The sequence below is a fragment of the Serratia sp. M24T3 genome (genome assembly GCF_000257645.1).
In the GTDB taxonomy this organism is placed as follows: domain Bacteria; phylum Pseudomonadota; class Gammaproteobacteria; order Enterobacterales; family Enterobacteriaceae; genus Rouxiella.
The window spans coordinates 1-17,438 of record NZ_AJHJ01000003.1; the positions used below are offsets into that span (position 1 = coordinate 1).

The window sequence follows — 17,438 nt, forward strand, 5'->3', positions numbered from 1 at the left end:
TCAAATTCAATATACGATAACATGGTGAAAGTTCTATCGAGCACCATTAGTACACTGGCTGAAATGAGCAAGAGATACTTTTCTTTTTAATTATCACCCACCATTGACTCATTAACTTTCTTTTTTTTGCTAAATAACTCATTGGTGGGCAGCAATATTTTTACGTCAATTGCAGCATGCTGTTGCCCTAAAATTTCGATAAAAGATACTCCTTTTCCAAACAGGCTCTCTAAAATTTCCTGATATGAAATACTCGGTTCAGCTTTAACTAATTCTTTTTCAATGGGAAGGTGTTCACAAACTTCTGCAACGAAAATGTAACCCTTTGAATAAATTGTTTGAATGTAGTTATTGCTTTTATTTTGTTTAAATAACTTTCTCAATACATATATACAACGAGCCAGGGATTCCTCTGACACCATTGCACAACCCCAAACCTTGTCGAGCAAGTCATTTTTATCAACAACTGTTCCAGCAGATTCAATTAAAACTCTTAAAACAGATAGCTCTTTAGCTCCTGTTCTTATGAACTTACTGTTTTGTATAAGTTGATTATCTTTTGTGAGGATATAGTCATGAAATTTGTACTCCACATTGTTAACTCCTTTTTTCTTTAACATACTATTCCCTTGTAGTGAGTTAAAAAGTCAGATCGTTTCCGAGCCATAGAGTTTTACAATAATATTCTTTTGTCAAAACGAGTGTTTGTTTTACTCGAGTTAATTATTGCTATCATGGCTGTCAATTGTTTTTAATTAACCTTTGAATTATACCTATAACTATTGGAATATGTGATGGGCTAACGAAAATTATTTGCTTTATTTTTTATTCAGGCCGATAAGTTGTCATTTTGAGAGTTGCATCAATCTTCGTTTTAATTATTTAAAGAATCAAGCTTTCCGGATTTAACTGTAACCTTAGATAATCTTCTCTTTTAACGCTAATTACCAACATCTTGATAAATTCAAAAGGAGTTAATCGCGTTGCAGGCTTCTTTTTGGTGCTTAACTGGCACTATAAGAGTGCATAATTGATTTTAGCTAAACAAGTGCATGAGTTATAGATCACAAATATTGAAGATTTTTAAGTTTTTTTTAGTTGCATACTCATTCTTTAACAATCGCGCCAGTAAAGAGGTTTTTCATAAATATTCACTTTTTATGCAAGTAAAGTGAATAATGGATGCGTTTAACTTGTTGTTTTTCCGTGTGTCGATCGTTTTTATTCACTTTTTTCCTTTGCTGGCATGATGTCTGCACCCTATTATCAATCCAACGGATTCGAATCCCTAGTATTCCAACTTCCTCAAAACTGTGGAAGGGAACGCACATCAGAGCAGTACTTCAGCAGCATTCAAGGACTGTTTATAAATAAATGTTTTCACAGAGCTTCTTTTTCTCATTGTTAAGGTTGGGTGAGCCTAAAGCTGAAATTAGAGCAATTTTGATTTATGACCCCTAACAATGTCTGGCATTGAATTCAGGTGATTTACTGCCAGTGACAGGAAATGACTTAAGCACATTAACGATGAGGTTGATATGGAACAGCGTGTAACTCGCCAGCAGTTTAATGACTACTTAGTCCCAGTTTATGCACCTGCGGAATTTATTCCAGTGCGTGGTGAGGGATCATGTTTATGGGACCAAACGGGGAAAGATTATATCGATTTTGCAGGTGGAATTGCCGTTAACGCTTTGGGCCACCGTCATCCAGAGGTGTTGCGCGCGTTAACTGAACAGGCTGATAAGGTATGGCATCTTGGAAATGGTTATACCAATGAGCCGGTCTTGCGATTGGCCAAACAGCTGGTTGATGCGACCTTTGCCGATAAGGTTTTTTTCTGTAACTCCGGGGCTGAAGCTAATGAAGCTGCCCTTAAACTTGCGCGCCTTGTCGGTCACTCTAAAAAGCCGAATGAAAAAAATGAAATCATTGCCTTTAAGAATGCCTTCCATGGTCGCACTCTCTTTACCGTTACGGCTGGGGGACAACCCAAATATTCTCAAGATTTCGCTCCGTTGCCACCGGCTATAACCCATCTGCCGTTCAATGATTTACAAGCGGTTGCCGAGCATATCTCCGCACGAACCTGCGCCGTAATTGTTGAGCCGGTGCAGGGTGAAGGCGGTGTTGTACCAGCCAATCCTGAATTCCTGGCCGGGCTGCGTGAACTTTGTTCTCAGCATGACGCCGTGCTGATTTTTGATGAAGTCCAAACCGGTGTCGGCAGAACGGGTGACCTTTACGCCTACCAAACTTACGGTGTTGTTCCCGATATTCTGACCAGTGCCAAAGCCTTGGGAGGCGGTTTCCCAATCGGCGCGATGCTAACAGTCGACAGCCTTGCTAGCCATTTCCAACCGGGTACGCATGGCACAACTTATGGTGGCAACCCCTTGGCAACTGCGGTGGCAGGCAAAGTGGTCGAAATTATCAATACTCCGGAAGTTCTCGGCGGTGTGGCTCTGCGCCATCAGTGGTTTATCGAAAGGCTTAATCAAATCAATCACCAATTCCACGTGTTTTCTGAAATACGCGGGTTAGGCCTGCTGCTTGGTGCCGAGATGAGCGAGCGTTATGCCGGACAGGCCAAGCACTTGACCCAGTTGGCTGCTGAAGAAGGGCTTATCGCGCTGATTGCCGGAACCAATGTTTTACGTTTTGCTCCTTCGTTGATTATCCCGCAGGAAGATATCGAAGAGGGACTCAACCGACTGGAACGTGCCGTTGCCAGACTCTGTGCCTGAAGCGGGCGTCATCCATTAGTAATGAGGTAATTATCATGATGTTGATTCGTCCTGTGAGGCTCGGCGATGTTGCCGATATCCTGCTGTTGTCAGGCAAGACCGGCATCGGTTTGACGTCTCTGCCTAAAGATGAAGCGCATTTACGCAGGCGCATCGAACGATCGATTGCAACCTGGAATGGCCATCTGGATAGGTCAGAGCAGGGATACCTGTTTGTGCTCGAGGATGTGAGTCAGCAGAAAGTGGTCGGCGTCAGTGCGCTGGAAGTGGCCGTTGGTCTGAGCGAGCCTTGGTATAATTTCCGGCTTGGTACATTGGTTCATGCCTCAAAAAGCCTGAATATCTATAAACCGGTGCCTACCTTGTTTCTCAGCAACGATCACACCGGTTACAGCGAGCTGTGCACGTTATTCCTTGATCCTGACTATCGGCACAGCAGAAACGGACAATTATTGTCAAAAGTTCGCTTCCTGTTTATGGCCGCGTTTCGCGATCGTTTCTCACCTAAAGTTATTGCCGAAATGCGCGGCGTTTCTGACGATAACGGGCATTCGCCTTTCTGGGACAGTCTCGGGCAGCATTTCTTCGGCATGGAATTCGCTGAAGCCGATCGACTCACCGGCATGGGGCAAAAATCCTTTATCGCCGAGCTGATGCCGAAACATCCGCTGTACACCGATTTGCTTAGCCCGCAGGCGAGAGCCGTGATTGGGGAGGTGCATCCGCAAACCGCCCCAGCGAGGTCATTGCTTGAGACCGAAGGCCTGCGCTATCAGGGATATGTCGATATTTTTGATGCTGGCCCAACCCTCGAAGGAGAGGTTGACCAGCTTAGAGCCGTCAAAGAAAGCCAGCTTATACCGGCGACCATAGCCTCTCGTGAATCCTCGCAAGAGGATGCTTTCTATCTGGTCGCTAATGAAAAGTATGCCGATTTCCGGGCAGCCTTAGTCATGGGGCCTGCCGATATCGAACACCTAACCCTTGATCCGCACACCGCAGAGATACTCGATATTGCCTCCGGTGCCGCCATACGCGTGGTCCCGCTTTTCCCGCAGTCCGGGCAAAGCGCCGCTACCCGACAATTATCACAAGCGAGTGAATTATGACCCATCCAGCGTTATTTATTAATGGACAGTGGCGCAGCGGACAAGGCGCGCTGCTGGAAAAGTCTAATCCTGTCAGCAATGAGAAACTGTGGTCAGCTCTGAGCGCCAGTACTGAAGATGTTGAATCTGCCTGCCTGGCGGCCCGAGAAGCCTTTCCGGCCTGGGCGCGTCAAACCGTGGCGCAACGAGCTGAAGTTATCCAACGCTTTGCTACATTATTAACCGAAAACAAGGCTAAGCTGGCCGAGATTATTAGCCTTGAAACCAGCAAGCCGCGTTGGGAAACGTTAACTGAAGTGCAGGCAATGATAGGTAAAGTGGCAATATCACTGGATGCCAACCAGCAGCGTACCGGTGAAAAACAGACACCAATGCCTGATGGGCAAGCGGTACTGCGTCATCGTCCGCACGGGGTATTGGCGGTGTTCGGACCCTATAATTTCCCCGGCCATTTGCCAAATGGTCATATTGTTCCGGCATTGCTGGCCGGAAATACGCTGGTGTTCAAGCCCAGCGAACTGACGCCTTTCACTGCAGAGGAGACTCTCAAGCTTTGGCAACAGGCTGGATTACCGGCTGGCGTGCTGAATCTGGTTCAAGGTGGGCGCTCAACCGGTGAAGCTCTGGCCGCGTCTTCACAGATTGACGGATTACTGTTCACCGGCAGTGCGAATACTGGCTATCATCTGCATCGCCAACTAGCTGGACAGCCGGAGAAAATACTGGCGCTGGAAATGGGCGGAAATAATGCGCTCATTGTCGAGCCGGTAAACGATGTGGATGCTGCAGTTAATCTGGCGATTCAGTCGGCGTTTATTTCGGCTGGCCAGCGCTGTACCTGCGCCCGTCGTCTGCTGGTGAAGCAGGGAGCGGCCGGTGATGCCTTCCTCAAACGCCTGATTGAGGTCACGGCTACTCTGCGAGTAGGGGCATGGAATGATGAGCCGCAGCCGTTTATCGGTGGCGTTATCTCTGACGGCGCAGCCCGCAATTTACTAAAAGCGCAAGATAATCTGCTGCAATTGGGCGGGAAGTCTCTGCTGACTTTGACCCGTCCTGACCCTCAAAGCACGTTATTAACCCCCGGCATCATCGATCTAACCGATATTAGCGGCGTTCCTGATGAAGAATATTTTGGACCGCTGCTTAGCGTAATTCGCTATAGCGATTTTGATCAGGCGATCGAGTTGGCTAATCAGACTCGCTTTGGCTTGGCAACCGGGCTTATCTCGCAACAGCGCGAACAGTTTGACCGCCTGCTGCTGGAAGCCAGAGCCGGGATAGTTAACTGGAATAAACCTTTGACCGGTGCTTCGAGCAATGCGCCATTCGGTGGCATTGGGGCATCCGGCAATCATAGGCCAAGCGCCTATTATGCCGCAGATTATTGCGCCTGGCCGATGGCTTCTCTGGAAAGCGAAACTTTGGAGTTGCCCGCTGCGCTTTCCCCAGGAATCGAGTTTTCCGCGCAACGTTAACCCTCGCCATCAGCAATGGAGATCATGATGTCTGGATATGAAGTAAACTTTGATGGCCTGGTCGGACTGACACACCATTACGCAGGTCTGTCGTTTGGCAATGAGGCTTCAACTCGCAATCAGAGTGCGGTAGCAAACCCCAAACTGGCCGCCAGGCAGGGTTTGTTGAAAATGAAAGCCTTGGCAGATTTAGGCTTTAAGCAGGGAGTTTTGCCGCCGCATGAACGGCCGCACCTTGCCACTCTGCGCCAAATGGGTTTTCACGGCAACGACGCTCAAATATTGGCGCAGGCCAATGCCTATTCACCTCGGCTGTTGTCCTCTTTGAGCTCTGCTTCAGCGATGTGGGTTGCCAATGCGGCCACTGTTTCCCCTTCGGCTGATAGTGCCGATAGACGCGTGCATTTCACCGTGGCGAATCTGAACAACAAGTTTCACCGCGCGATTGAGGCGGAAACTACCTCTGCTATTTTGCAGGCGACCTTCAAGAATTCACAGCATTTCGCTCACCATTCTGCCCTGCCGCAGGTAGCGAGTCTGGGTGACGAAGGGGCGGCCAACCATAACCGCCTTTGCGCCGAGTATGACAAGCCCGGCGTGCAGGTGTTTGTTTACGGTCGTGACGGGTTAGTCAATGGTGAAAATGAACCCGTGCGATATCCGGCCAGACAAACCCGTCTGGCGAGTGACGCAATTGCCCGTTTGCATCAGCTGGACGCCAGTCAAACGGTGTTTGTGCAGCAAAATCCTACAGCTATCGACCACGGCGTATTTCACAATGATGTGATTTCAGTCAGTAATCGTCAGGTGTTGTTTCATCACCAGCAGGCGTTTGTTAATCAGCAAAGTGCGTTCGACGAGATCCGTCGCAAAATGGCGAAACTGGAATGTGAGTTTCAGCCAATTGAAGTGCCTCAGGCGCGTGTGACTCTTGATGATGCCGTCGCAACTTATCTGTTTAACAGTCAGCTGCTGAGCCGGGCGGACGGTAAAATGACTATCGTGGTGCCAGAGGAATCGCGCCAGCACAAGGCTGTGTGGGATTATCTATCCGACTTGCGTGACAGCGGTGGTCCAATCGATCAGATTCAGGTCTTTGATTTGCGTGAAAGTATGCGCAACGGCGGCGGTCCAGCCTGTTTGCGCCTGCGCGTGGCACTTAACGATGACGAACTGCACGCGGTGAACCGTGGCTCGCTGATCGATGAAACATTGTTTAATCGCCTCAATCAGTGGGTCGATAAACACTATCGCGATCGCATGCAGCAGGAAGATTTGGTCGATCCTCAGCTGTTGACTGAAGTGCGCCACGCCTTGGATGAGCTGACGCAGATCCTGCATCTGGGCAGCATTTACCCTTTCCAGCAGGGCTGAGTGCGGTGAAGTGATTTGAAAAAGGAACCTGTGTGATGTTTGATGTTTTAGCACTAACGCTGGAGGGCAGGCCGCCGTTAAATCCGGTAGGGCAATTGCCGCATCTCGACTGGCAGTGGCATGGCGAAGGGGTTCTTGAACTGTCGCCGCGCCACGCCTGCGAAAAGGCCGTGGTGATTTCAGCTGGCGTTCATGGCAATGAAACCGCCCCAATCGAGCTGCTCAATCAGCTGGTGGCCGAATTGCTCGCGGGGTCACGCCCGTTGAATGTGCGACTGCTGGTGGTGCTGGGCAATCCGCCGTCAATGCGCGCCAACAAACGTTATCTGCATGCCGATATGAACCGGATGTTTGGCGGTCGCCACGCCCGTTTCGACGTTAGCGATGAAACAGTTCGCGCGCAGGAACTTGAGCAGCTTTTAGCCGAGTTTTACCACAATGCTTCGGCGGCGGGCGCGACCCAACGATTTCACTACGATTTGCATACCGCAATCCGTGGTTCACTGCATCTGCGTTTTGGTCTATTACCTTTCCAGCCACGGCCATATTCGGCAGAGATGCTTCATTGGCTTGAACAGGCGGGGCTTGATGCGCTGGTTTACCATCGTTCCCCCGGCGGCACTTTTACGCATTTCAGCAGTGAAGTGTTTCAGGCCGAAAGCTGCACGCTGGAATTGGGCAAAGCACTGCCCTTTGGACATAACGAACTCAGCCAGTTTCGTCAGATTAGACAGGCGTTAGAAGCATTGGTGAGTGACTTGGCGCCTCCACAACGACGCGGAGAATCACTTAAGCACTATCAGGTGGTGCAGGATATTATTCGCGAACAGCCAGACTTCGTGCTCAATATTTCGCCAGAAGCTTTGAATTTTACCGCTTATCCGCAGGGTTATATTCTCGCCGAACAGAGCGGCAAGATTTATCGCGTCGAGCATGCCGAAGAGGTGGTGCTTTTCCCTAACCCCAACGTAGCGTTGGGGCTGCGGGCGGGTTTGATGCTGACGCTGAAGGATTGATAATAACCGTTAAATCAATGACTACCTGATCTCATTAACATAGATATAGTTGTCCGTGCTGAACCGGTGGTGGGCCAATATCACCGGTAAGGCACTTTGATCGAAAGATACCTCATCAATCACCATTACCGCGTGGGGCGCACTCAGTTCCAGCAGTTTAAGATCCTCTTCGTTCGCCAGCACGGCGGTGATTTGCTCACGCACTGCCGCCACCCGCACGCCATATTTCTCCAGCAAAAAACGATACAGCAGCGGCGGCAGATGTTCCGCAGTCGGGAAATCTGGCAACCGCTCGGCGGCCAACACCATTTGCTCGTGCATCGTAGGCGCATCTTTGATTTTACGCAGGCGTTTAAGGCGAATAACCGTTGCTCCAACGGCAATGTGTAGCTTTTCTGCCTCGTACTCGCTGGCTGGACCGGTCTGATAATCCAACAGCGTGGTGTGAGAATGCACCAAAGAGCCGTCGCGCCCGTGCAGGCGAAAATATTGAAAGAAATAGCTCAAATTATGCAGCGGTGCCCAGCCGGTAACGACTGTGCCGGTTTTACGTCGCCGCATTAATAAACCTTCGGTGGTCAGTGATGACAGCGCCTTGCGCACTGTACCTACCGAAACGCCAAAATCTGCTGCCAGCGCATTCTCGCTAGGCAACACCATTCCCGGCGTGAGCTGACCCATCAAGATCGACTCACTGATATGGCGCTTGACCACCTCATGCAATGGGGCACTTTCCCTGTCGCTTAAACGAGCAAAGCTGCTGACTTCTTGCTCACCTTGTTTTTGCTGGCTCATACCTGATTACCTATTGACCTGAAGGGATATCTGTTTTATCTATAAACTATATAGAAATGAGATTAAGCGAGTATAGCATGTCGTGCGCAGGAAGTTTGCCAATAGCATTAGACTCAATCACTCAGGATTCAGAGGCCATTTTAGAGGATCTTGGGCGAATGCTTGCGATCGATACCTGTTTCCCGCCGGGCAGTGGATATCCCGCATTTGCTGACTTGATGCAGAACCTGCTTGAGCCGATGGGCTTCACTTTTTCACGGGTAGTGGTTCCCGAGTCGCTATGGCAAACCCCTGACGGCAGCGCGCAAGGTGAACGCGTTAACCTGATAGCCAGTCTGGATAGCGGGGCGAGCGAAGCCTGCAATCTTTATTTTCATGTCGATACTGTTCCAGCAGGTGACGGCTGGAATTATCCCCCGCTGGCACTGACCCAGGTTGGTGACAAACTGATTGGTCGCGGCAGTGCCGATATGAAGGGAACCATTGCCGCCACGCTGGCGGCCCTGCGCGCAGCACAACGCATGAAACTCGCACTGCAATTTAATCCGGTTTTACTGCTCTGTACCGACGAAGAGGGCGGACTTTATCCCGGCGTGCGCTACCTTGCCGAGCAACAATTATTTAGCGGCCACCTGTTGAGCTTTAACGGTGGCGCAGTGCCGCGAATCTGGGGTGGCTGCTTCGGCAGTATCGACCTGAAAGTCACGGTCACGGGGCGTTCGGCGCATTCTGGAGACCCGGTGGGTGGGATTAACGCTATCGAACACAGCCTGCCGTTGTTAAATGCGCTTAATGTTTTGAAAACAGAAGTTGAGCAGCGCACCTCTGCCATGCCTGCACCACCGCACTTTCAGGGGCAACCGCTGACCTCGCGCCTGACACTGGCCGCTGTTCAGGGCGGCAGCAAAGGGTCAACAATTCCGGCGCGTTTTGACTTGTTGATTAACCGCCGTTATTCGCCGGAAGAACCTTTTGAGGCCGTATGGGATGAGCTGACTTCTTGTATCGACCAAGCCATGGCGGGTTCAGCGGCTTTAAATGTGGAATACCATCTGATCGGCCATCTTGCTCCGGTCAGTGATCCCACGGGTCCTCACTGGCCGCGCTGGCTTGCGGCGCTGAGCCAGGGTTTTGGCTTTGACGCAAACGATTTCGCCGTGTGGGGCTCATCAACCAGTTCAGATATGGGCTGGGTACAGCAGGCGGGTATTCAGGAAATTCTGCTCGGCGGCCTGGCTCGTCCAGAGAATCGAATCCACGCCAGCGATGAATTCACCACCCGGCAAGACGTCGTAGCTTTGGCGCAGTCGATATTGTCCTATCTAGCGGCTGATTTTCATCACTAAGCCGTTTCATCACTAAAAAAACAATAAAACAATTTATTCGACATTCAGGGTATTTCTGACTAACCAGTGAGGAAGCAATCATGTGTGCAATGAAAGACGTAAACCGCCGCCAGTTCATCGCCGGTAGTAGCGCATTAACAGGTGCGGCGATGCTGCCCTGGTCAGCCAGAGCGGCAACGCCAGCGACCAGCTCGACGCCCGCCAGCGGCCAGCCCCGTCGCGGCGGCGTGTTGCGAATCAGTGTCGATCAGGCGGCTAATATGCTCAATCCGCAACAGGCAAGGGTCAATCCTGAATACCTGCTGGCCGAACTGTTGTACAGCGGACTCACGCGCCTCACCCAGGATATGAAAGCCGAGGGCGATCTGGCCGAGTCGTGGAAATCGAACGCCGATCTTTCTCGGTGGACTTTTACTCTGCGCAAAGGACTGACCTTTCACGACGGTTCAAACTGTCGTGCGCAAGACGTAGTCGCCAGCCTGAACGCCATTCTCGACAGCAAAAATGCTTCACCTGGTTTGCGTAATATTGGCCCGATTAAAACCGTGAGTGCCAGCGACGATCTGACCGTAGTCATTGCTACCGACGGCTCATACGCCGATCTGCCAGTAATGCTGGCCTATCCCGATGCCAAAATTATTCCAGCCGCCATTGCCGAAGGACAGCTGTCGCGCTTAAGCAAAGAGGCTGTCGGTACTGGTCCGTTCAAACTGGTCTCTTTTGATCCTGAACGGCTGATTGTGGTCGAGCGCAATCCGCATTATTACGACCCACAACGCCCGTATCTCGACCGTGTGGAGGTGGTGGTCTATCCGGATGCGATTGCCGAAGGTTCGGCGCTGATTTCGGGTGATACCGATCTGATGCAGGCAGTACAATCTACTGAGTTTCCAAGGCTTTCCAAATCTTCAGGCGTTATTCCGCTACGCGTTGCAGCAGGGCAGTTTCTTAACGTGAACATGGCCTGTGACGCCAAACCGTTTAACGACGTTCGCGTGCGTCAGGCGTTGGCATTGTGTGTCGATCGCGCCGCCATGGTCGATTTTGTTGCCAACGGCTTTGGTACTCCGGGCAATGATACGCCGCTTAATTCAGCCTATCAGTATTTCCTGCCACAAACTTTAAAGCAGGCTGACTACGCCAAAGCCAAGGCGCTGTTGGCCGAAGCGGGCTATCCGGGCGGCCTGGACCTGACACTTATCGCTTCTGACAAACCGTCTACTCGCACCCAGCTAGGCGTTGCGCTGCGCGAGATGGCGAAACCAGCCGGATTTCGTATCAATGTGCAGACCATGGCCAACAGTACTTATCTGGATCAAGTGTGGAAAAAAGGCAATTTTTACGTTGGCTTCTACAACATGCAGGCCACGGCTGACGCGGTATTCTCCTTACTCTATACCTCGACGGCGTCATGGAATGAAACCCGCTGGAACAACGCTAATTTCGACAAGGCAGTGCAGGGGGCGCGCGAAACTGACGATGCCGGCAAACGCAGCGCGCTTTACGGCCAGGCGCAAAAACTGATGCACGATCAGGTGCCGTCCATGATCCCGACCTTTTTCGATTTACTGGCCGCCAGCCGCGATTATGTCGCCGGTTATCAGCTTAATCCGCGCGGCGCAGTATTTCGCCTCGACCACGTTTGGCTGACCACAAAAGCGCCAAACCGCAAATAGGCAGGGGGCAGTGTGACGGCGATTTATCTGTTAAAACGTTTGATGCTGGTTGTCTACACCTTGCTGGTGGTGTCGTTGCTGGTTTTCGGCATCACCCAGCTGCTGCCAGCCGATGCGGCAGTCACGCTGCTCGGTCAGAATGCCACGCCGGAAGCGCTGGCCGCAGTGCGGACCCGTTTGGGGCTGGACGAACCCGCATGGCTGCAGTACTGGCATTGGCTGCACGGCGTGTTGCACGGAGATTTCGGCCTGTCGATGCGTAACGGGTTGCCGGTTGCGCCGACTATTCTCGCGGCGTTGGCAAGATCGCTGCTGCTGGCCGCCTGCGCCCTGGTGCTGATGCTGGTGGTTGCTATCCCGCTTGGCGTCTGGGCCGCGGTACGCCGGGGAAAGATGGCCGATATGCTGGTCAGCGTGCTGTCCTACATAGGGATTTCGTTCCCCGAGTTTGTTACCGCCACGCTGCTGTTACTGCTGTTTGCCGACGTTTGGCAAATTTTGCCTGCTACCGGTTATATCCCGCTTGGCGAAGATTTCTGGGGCGGCGTTAGCCACCTGATTTTGCCGTCGATGACCGTAGCGCTCATCCTGGTTGCTCATGTTTCACGCATGGTGCGGTCTGAAATGGTCGACGTGCTGCAAACCGACTATATCCGCGCCGCCTATCTCAAAGGCCTGTCGAAACGACGAGTCTTGTGGCGACACGCGCTGCGCAACGGCCTGTTGCCGACGATTACTATCGTCGCACTCGACGTTGGCTATCTGCTTGGCGGCATTGTGGTGGTGGAGGAAATTTTTGCCATCCCCGGTATTGGGCGCGAGCTTATCGTTGCCGTGCAGGCCAGAGATCTGCCGACTATTCAGGCTGGCGTGTTAATCCTGGCCGCCACTTATTCGATTGTTAATTTCCTGGCCGATTTGGCCTATGTCTATCTCGATAAGCGGATTAGCTATGCGTGATGTTATGAAGCATTTAGTCCGCTCTCCACAGGGTGCTGTCGGGCTGGTTATCTTGATTATTGCCACGCTGATGGTTTTGGGGGGCGCGCATATTGCGCCTTACGACCCAGATGCGTTATCGATTATGTCGCGTTACAAGCCGCCGGGACTTGAGCACTGGCTAGGCACTGACCAGCTTGGTCGCGATATTTTTAGCCGGGTTATGATAGGCGCGCGCGCCACTATTGTCCTTTCACTGCTGGCCACGCTGCTGGCAATGGTGATTGGCGCGGTGGTCGGCACTGCCAGTGCTTATTTGGGCGGAAAAATTGATGAGGCAATCATGCGCACTATGGATGCTGTGATGTCGATCCCAAGCCTGTTATTTGCCTTGTTAATTGTCAGCACGTTGGGGCAGAGCAGTTTCAACGCCGTATTGGCGATTACCATTGCTTTTATACCCGGCATGGTGCGCATCGCGCGCAGCGTATCTCTCGCCGCGCGACAGCAAGATTATGTCAATGCGGCGATTGCCCGCGGTGAATCTACGGCCTATATCATCTTGCGCGAGATGCTGCCCAATATCGTGGCGCCTATTATTGTCGAGGCGACTATTCGCGTGGCATTCGCCATCATGCTATTTGCCACCCTGAGTTTTCTCGGCCTTGGCGCTCAGCCACCTGAGCCTGAATGGGGGCTGATGGTCTCCGACGGTCGCGCCTATTTTTTCAATGCGCCGTGGATGATGCTGGCTCCCGGCATTGCCATTGCTCTGATTGCCATCGGTTTTAACCTGCTCGGCGACGGTCTTCGCGATGCGCTTAATCCAAGGAGCCACTGATGACTCTTGTTGCTACAAAACCTGACCTTGTATTATCAATAGAGGATTACAGCCTCGATTATCTCTTGCCCAAGGGCGGCGTGTTGCAGGTTTTACAGAACATCAATCTTAATGTGAAGCGCGGCGAGGTTGTGGGGCTGGTGGGTGAGTCAGGCTCAGGGAAAACCACGCTGGGTTGGGCAATCATGCGCTATTTGGCGGCCAATGCTCGCGAACGCGGTGGCAAAATCGTGTTGCAGGGCCATGACCTGCGCCAGATACCGCAAAATCAAATTGAAAACCTGCGCGGTGGCAAGCTGGGGATGATATTTCAGGACCCCAGCGCCTCGTTAAATCCGACGTTAACTCTGGGTGAGCAAGTTACCGAGGTGCTGATCCGCCATCGTGGACTCAACGGCAAGCAGGCGCTGGAGCTGGGTATTCAGTTGCTTACCGACGTCGAGCTCAAAAATCCGGCGGCGATGATGCGGCGTTATCCACATCAGGTTTCCGGCGGTGAAAAGCAGCGTGTGTTGATAGCGACTGCATTTGCCTGCCAACCTGACTGCCTGATTTTTGACGAACCGACTACCGCGTTAGACGTTATCAGCTCAGCACAGATTCTTGAACTGTTTGCCCGCCTGCGTGAGGAAACCGGCGTTGCTTCATTATATATTTCTCATGATTTAGCTCTGGTTTCTTCAGTGGCAGAGAGTGTTTGCGTGCTGGAAAACGGCCAGATTGTCGAGCAGGCGGCGGCTAAAAGCCTCTTCAGCGCGCCGCAGCATGCTTACACCAAAAAGCTGGTAGCTGCCGTTCCTGACCCACTGCTGCGGCTGGTGGAGAATAAACCAGTCTCGAACCAGCCTTTGCTTGGGCTGGAAAAATTGTGCATCAATTACGGGCATCACGGCATTATCGGTAGGCTGCTGGGTCGTGAAAATCCTCAGACTCGCGCCGCCTCTGACGTCAGTTTCACCGTTCATCAGGGCGAGATTTTGGGTATCGTCGGTGAATCAGGCTCGGGTAAATCCACGCTAGCCAAGGCTTTGACCGGGTTGGTGCCGTTTAGCGGCAAGCTCGACTTCAAAGGCTATAACCTGTTTGGCAAGGCCGATATGGATAAGGATTACCGCCGCCGGGTGCAGATGATCTTCCAGCACCCGGATGCTTCGTTGAATCCGCGCCAGCGAATCGGCCAAATCATTGCCCGGCCGCTGCGACTGTACGGCTTGCCAAAAGGTGAAACAGAATCGCAAGCCGTGGCCAGATTGCTGAGGGATGTGCGTCTGCCAATCGATTTTGCCAGTCGTTTTCCTCATGAACTTTCCGGCGGGCAGAAGCAACGGGTGGCTATTGCTCGTGCCTTCGCTCATCCTCCCGATTTAGTTATTTGCGATGAAATCACCGCCGCGCTGGATGTCTCGGTGCAGGCCACGGTGATTGAGCTACTGCTCGAGCTACGCCGCCGCTATGGCACCGCCTATCTGTTTATTACCCACGACCTCAATCTGGTGCGGCAAATTGCCCATCGTGTCGCCGTGATGTATCGCGGCGATCTGGTAGAAATATTACCGGGCGAGGCAATGCAACAGCATGCAACACACCCTTATACCCGCGCGCTGTTAGCGGCGGTGCATACCCCCGACGCCAGCCCGGCTGACGCAAACCCTGTTGAAATCTGCTGAATGAAAGGTTTATCGATGAACACTGAACAGCTGTTGGCCTCGATTGATGATGAATATTGCCTGAGTTTTTTGGCGCGTATGGTGCAGCACAAAAGCTACAGCGCCACCGACGGTGAGCGAAAACTGGCGGAATATATGGCCAGTCAAATGCAGATGCTGGGGCTGGAGACTCAACTGCAACCGGTGCCGGGCGACCGCCTGAATGCGATTGGCAAACTGCCCGGCGCAGGAGGCGGCGGCAACAGTCTGTTGTTTAATGGTCATCTGGATACTAATCCGGTGACTGAAGGCTGGACCGTTGACCCGTGGGAAGGGAAAATCGACGACGAGTTTATCTACGGTATCGGTGTTTCAAATATGAAAGCCGGTGACGCAGCCTATTTTTGTGCGCTAAAAACGCTCATTGATGCGGGCATCAAGCTCAAGGGTGATGTGATTCTGACCTACGTGGTTGGCGAGTTGCAGGGCGGCGTCGGCACTATCGCTGCCATAGAGCAGGGTATCAAGGCCGATTATTTTATCAATTCCGAGCCCACCGACGTGCAGGCACTGACCATGCATTCTGGCTCGCTGATGTTCACCATTGAACTGACCGGCGATACTCGCCATCTTTCTAAACGTGAAGAGGCGGTAGATGCCATCGTCGCGGCCATTGAGTTGATCCCGCAGATTAACGCCATGACATTTACCGGCGCTGAAACTGCCGATCATCTGAAAATCAACCGCGGGCATATTGGTTCAATCCACGGCGCGCTGGGGCGTGAGTTGCAGGACTGGCGACCGCCGCAGGTGTCAGATTTTGTGCGACTGAAAGGCTCGGCACGTTTTGCTCCGGGGCAAACGGTTGAGGGCGTGCTGGCCGATATACAGGCCTTGCTCAATGCACTTTGCACCAAATATCCCGGTTTAAAAGCTGAACTTTTTGATGATGGTAAACGCGATCGCCCGACCATGATGCCGTTTGAAGTTTCCCCTCAATCACCGATAGTCCAGGCAGTAGGGCGTGCCTATCGCCAAGTTCGCGGAGAAGATCAGCCTATCGGAGTCATCACTCCTCCGGCTTTTTACGGCACCGACGCCGCGCATTTTTATCAGCTGCTCGGCATGGAAGGTATTGTCTGCGGTCCCGGCGGCAAATTTAATACCATGCCTGACGAGCGAGTGCATATTCGCGACTTTCTCGATATCGTGCGCATCTATTTACTGGCAATCCTTGAGATTTGTCAGCCGGTGGAGGCGTAATTTATGCGCCCTGAGGTTAACGTTGCCGCGCTCGAACGTACTCGCGCCGCTATGCAGCAGGCTGGCGTCGAATTGCTGATTATCGATCACGCCGAAATGCTGGTATGGCTCACTGGCTTTACCGTTTCGGAAACAATGTATCGTGCCTGTATGCTTCCCCTTGGCGGAGAGCCTTGGTTTGTACTGCGCCACCTCGATGCGCCGCCGTGCCGGAAAATGAGCTGGGTAACGGATATTGTGACCTTCAACGACGACGAAGATCCGTGGCAATGCGTTGCCGACAGCATCAAAAATCGCGGTTTTCAATACGCCGTGCTCGGTTGCGACGATAACTCATATGGCATGACGGTATTTACCCGCCAGCGACTGGCAAGCCAATTACCCAAGGTTCAATGGGTAGCAATCAATGGCATCAGCGACCAGCTGCGGCAGGTTAAACTCCCGACCGAACTGGCGGCGTTGCAGCAGGCTGCGCTGATTGGCGACCAGGCGTATCAGGCGATCGCCGAACAGGTCAGTAGTGGTTGGCGGGTGCGCGATGTTGCCGCGTTGTGTGCCTCTATTTTTCTAAAGCAGGGCGCTGACAGCGGTGAAACCGGTCCGATCGTTCGCTCGGCGGGCGACAGCGGTTTTCTTCACGCGCAGAGCCACGATGAAACCTTGGCCCACGGAGATATCCTTCACGTCGAGCTTACCCCCAAGGTGCGTTATTACAGCGCGCGATTGATGCGGCCTTTTGTTATCGGTGGCCCCACGGTGCATCAGCGAGAGGTGGCAGAAAAGCTGATTGCGCTGCAAGACAGTCAAATTGCGGCGATGAAACCGGGCGCCACTGCCGCCGAGGTCGATGCGATTGTACGCAATGGCGTGCTTGATGCCGGTCTGCGCGCTGAATACGGGAATATCACCGGTTATACCTTGGGACTGTATGGCCGCACGCCGCGGCCCAGCGATTTTTCATGCAGTTTCTCGCCAGCGGCTCAGTGGATATTGCAGGAAAACACGGTCTTTCATATGTATATTTCGGCTCAGGGACTGGCCTTTAGCGAGAGCGTGGTGGTGACCGCCAACGGCGGCGTGCGCCTGAGTCAGTTGCCGCGACAGATTTTCTCGTTATAGCTGTTATCGCCAATTTCGATGATGTTTCAAAAGTTCTTATTCCACCATTAGTGAGTAATGCTATGATTTGTTCTAAAGAAATTTGCCAT

Annotated in this window: 15 protein-coding genes; 13 read left to right on the forward strand and 2 right to left on the reverse strand. The window is 52.2% G+C overall.

Going from position 1 to position 17,438, the window contains the following annotated elements:
* Positions 1–9: 9 nt before the first annotated feature.
* On the forward strand, positions 10–90 hold the full coding sequence (locus SPM24T3_RS26085; RefSeq protein WP_369699980.1) for a hypothetical protein: 81 nt from the start codon (positions 10–12) through the stop codon (positions 88–90).
* Here SPM24T3_RS26085 and SPM24T3_RS24225 read toward each other — a convergent pair.
* Positions 87–620 (reverse strand): winged helix-turn-helix domain-containing protein, encoded by a 534-nt coding sequence (locus SPM24T3_RS24225; protein WP_009635296.1) that lies wholly within the window; start codon positions 618–620, stop codon positions 87–89. The two genes, SPM24T3_RS26085 and SPM24T3_RS24225, sit on opposite strands and share 4 nt — an antisense overlap.
* 918 nt (positions 621–1,538) lie before the next feature.
* Between SPM24T3_RS24225 and SPM24T3_RS03405 the strand changes: the two genes are divergently transcribed.
* Genes SPM24T3_RS03405 through astE form a run of 5 tightly spaced genes read left to right on the forward strand, consistent with a single transcriptional unit; the run spans position 1,539 to position 7,724 of the window.
* The gene (locus SPM24T3_RS03405) at positions 1,539–2,747 is read left to right on the forward strand and encodes an aspartate aminotransferase family protein (protein WP_009635297.1); all 1,209 of its coding nucleotides are present in this window, start codon (positions 1,539–1,541) and stop codon (positions 2,745–2,747) included.
* Between the two features lie 35 nt (positions 2,748–2,782).
* Complete coding sequence (gene astA / locus SPM24T3_RS03410; protein WP_009635298.1) at positions 2,783–3,856, forward strand: arginine N-succinyltransferase; 1,074 nt, start codon at positions 2,783–2,785, stop codon at positions 3,854–3,856.
* The gene (astD, locus tag SPM24T3_RS03415) at positions 3,853–5,334 is read left to right on the forward strand and encodes a succinylglutamate-semialdehyde dehydrogenase (RefSeq protein WP_009635299.1); all 1,482 of its coding nucleotides are present in this window, start codon (positions 3,853–3,855) and stop codon (positions 5,332–5,334) included. The genes astA and astD overlap by 4 nt, the downstream gene beginning before the upstream one ends.
* A gap of 27 nt (positions 5,335–5,361) precedes the next feature.
* Positions 5,362–6,708 carry an N-succinylarginine dihydrolase gene (gene astB / locus SPM24T3_RS03420; RefSeq protein ID WP_009635300.1) on the forward strand — a complete coding sequence of 449 codons (1,347 nt, stop codon included), beginning with the start codon at positions 5,362–5,364 and terminating at the stop codon, positions 6,706–6,708.
* 35 nt (positions 6,709–6,743) lie between these two features.
* The gene (gene astE / locus SPM24T3_RS03425; RefSeq protein WP_009635301.1) at positions 6,744–7,724 is read left to right on the forward strand and encodes a succinylglutamate desuccinylase; all 981 of its coding nucleotides are present in this window, start codon (positions 6,744–6,746) and stop codon (positions 7,722–7,724) included.
* Positions 7,725–7,745: 21 nt separating this feature from the next.
* On the opposite strand, the gene SPM24T3_RS03430 is transcribed toward astE, so the two are convergent.
* Positions 7,746–8,519, reverse strand: a complete 774-nt coding sequence (locus SPM24T3_RS03430) for a GntR family transcriptional regulator (RefSeq protein WP_009635302.1) — start codon at positions 8,517–8,519, stop codon at positions 7,746–7,748.
* Between the two features lie 77 nt (positions 8,520–8,596).
* Between SPM24T3_RS03430 and SPM24T3_RS03435 the strand changes: the two genes are divergently transcribed.
* The 7 genes from SPM24T3_RS03435 to SPM24T3_RS03465 all read left to right on the forward strand — a co-directional run bounded on the left by SPM24T3_RS03435 (position 8,597) and on the right by SPM24T3_RS03465 (position 17,349).
* Positions 8,597–9,865 carry a M20 family metallopeptidase gene (locus tag SPM24T3_RS03435; RefSeq protein WP_037377477.1) on the forward strand — a complete coding sequence of 423 codons (1,269 nt, stop codon included), beginning with the start codon at positions 8,597–8,599 and terminating at the stop codon, positions 9,863–9,865.
* Positions 9,866–9,945: 80 nt separating this feature from the next.
* Positions 9,946–11,541, forward strand: coding sequence for an ABC transporter substrate-binding protein (locus tag SPM24T3_RS03440; RefSeq protein ID WP_009635304.1), 1,596 nt, complete (start codon positions 9,946–9,948; stop codon positions 11,539–11,541).
* A 12-nt stretch (positions 11,542–11,553) separates the two neighbouring features.
* Positions 11,554–12,501 carry an ABC transporter permease gene (locus SPM24T3_RS03445; RefSeq protein ID WP_009635305.1) on the forward strand — a complete coding sequence of 316 codons (948 nt, stop codon included), beginning with the start codon at positions 11,554–11,556 and terminating at the stop codon, positions 12,499–12,501.
* Positions 12,494–13,321: an ABC transporter permease gene (locus tag SPM24T3_RS03450; RefSeq protein WP_009635306.1), complete on the forward strand. Its 828-nt coding sequence runs from the start codon at positions 12,494–12,496 to the stop codon at positions 13,319–13,321. Before SPM24T3_RS03445 ends, SPM24T3_RS03450 begins: the two co-directional genes overlap by 8 nt.
* Positions 13,321–14,988 (forward strand): ABC transporter ATP-binding protein, encoded by a 1,668-nt coding sequence (locus tag SPM24T3_RS03455; RefSeq protein WP_009635307.1) that lies wholly within the window; start codon positions 13,321–13,323, stop codon positions 14,986–14,988. The genes SPM24T3_RS03450 and SPM24T3_RS03455 overlap by 1 nt, the downstream gene beginning before the upstream one ends.
* 15 nt (positions 14,989–15,003) lie before the next feature.
* Positions 15,004–16,230 carry a M20 family metallopeptidase gene (locus SPM24T3_RS03460; protein ID WP_037377480.1) on the forward strand — a complete coding sequence of 409 codons (1,227 nt, stop codon included), beginning with the start codon at positions 15,004–15,006 and terminating at the stop codon, positions 16,228–16,230.
* 3 nt (positions 16,231–16,233) lie between these two features.
* Positions 16,234–17,349, forward strand: coding sequence for a Xaa-Pro peptidase family protein (locus SPM24T3_RS03465; protein WP_009635309.1), 1,116 nt, complete (start codon positions 16,234–16,236; stop codon positions 17,347–17,349).
* The last annotated feature ends 89 nt before the right edge of the window (positions 17,350–17,438 follow it).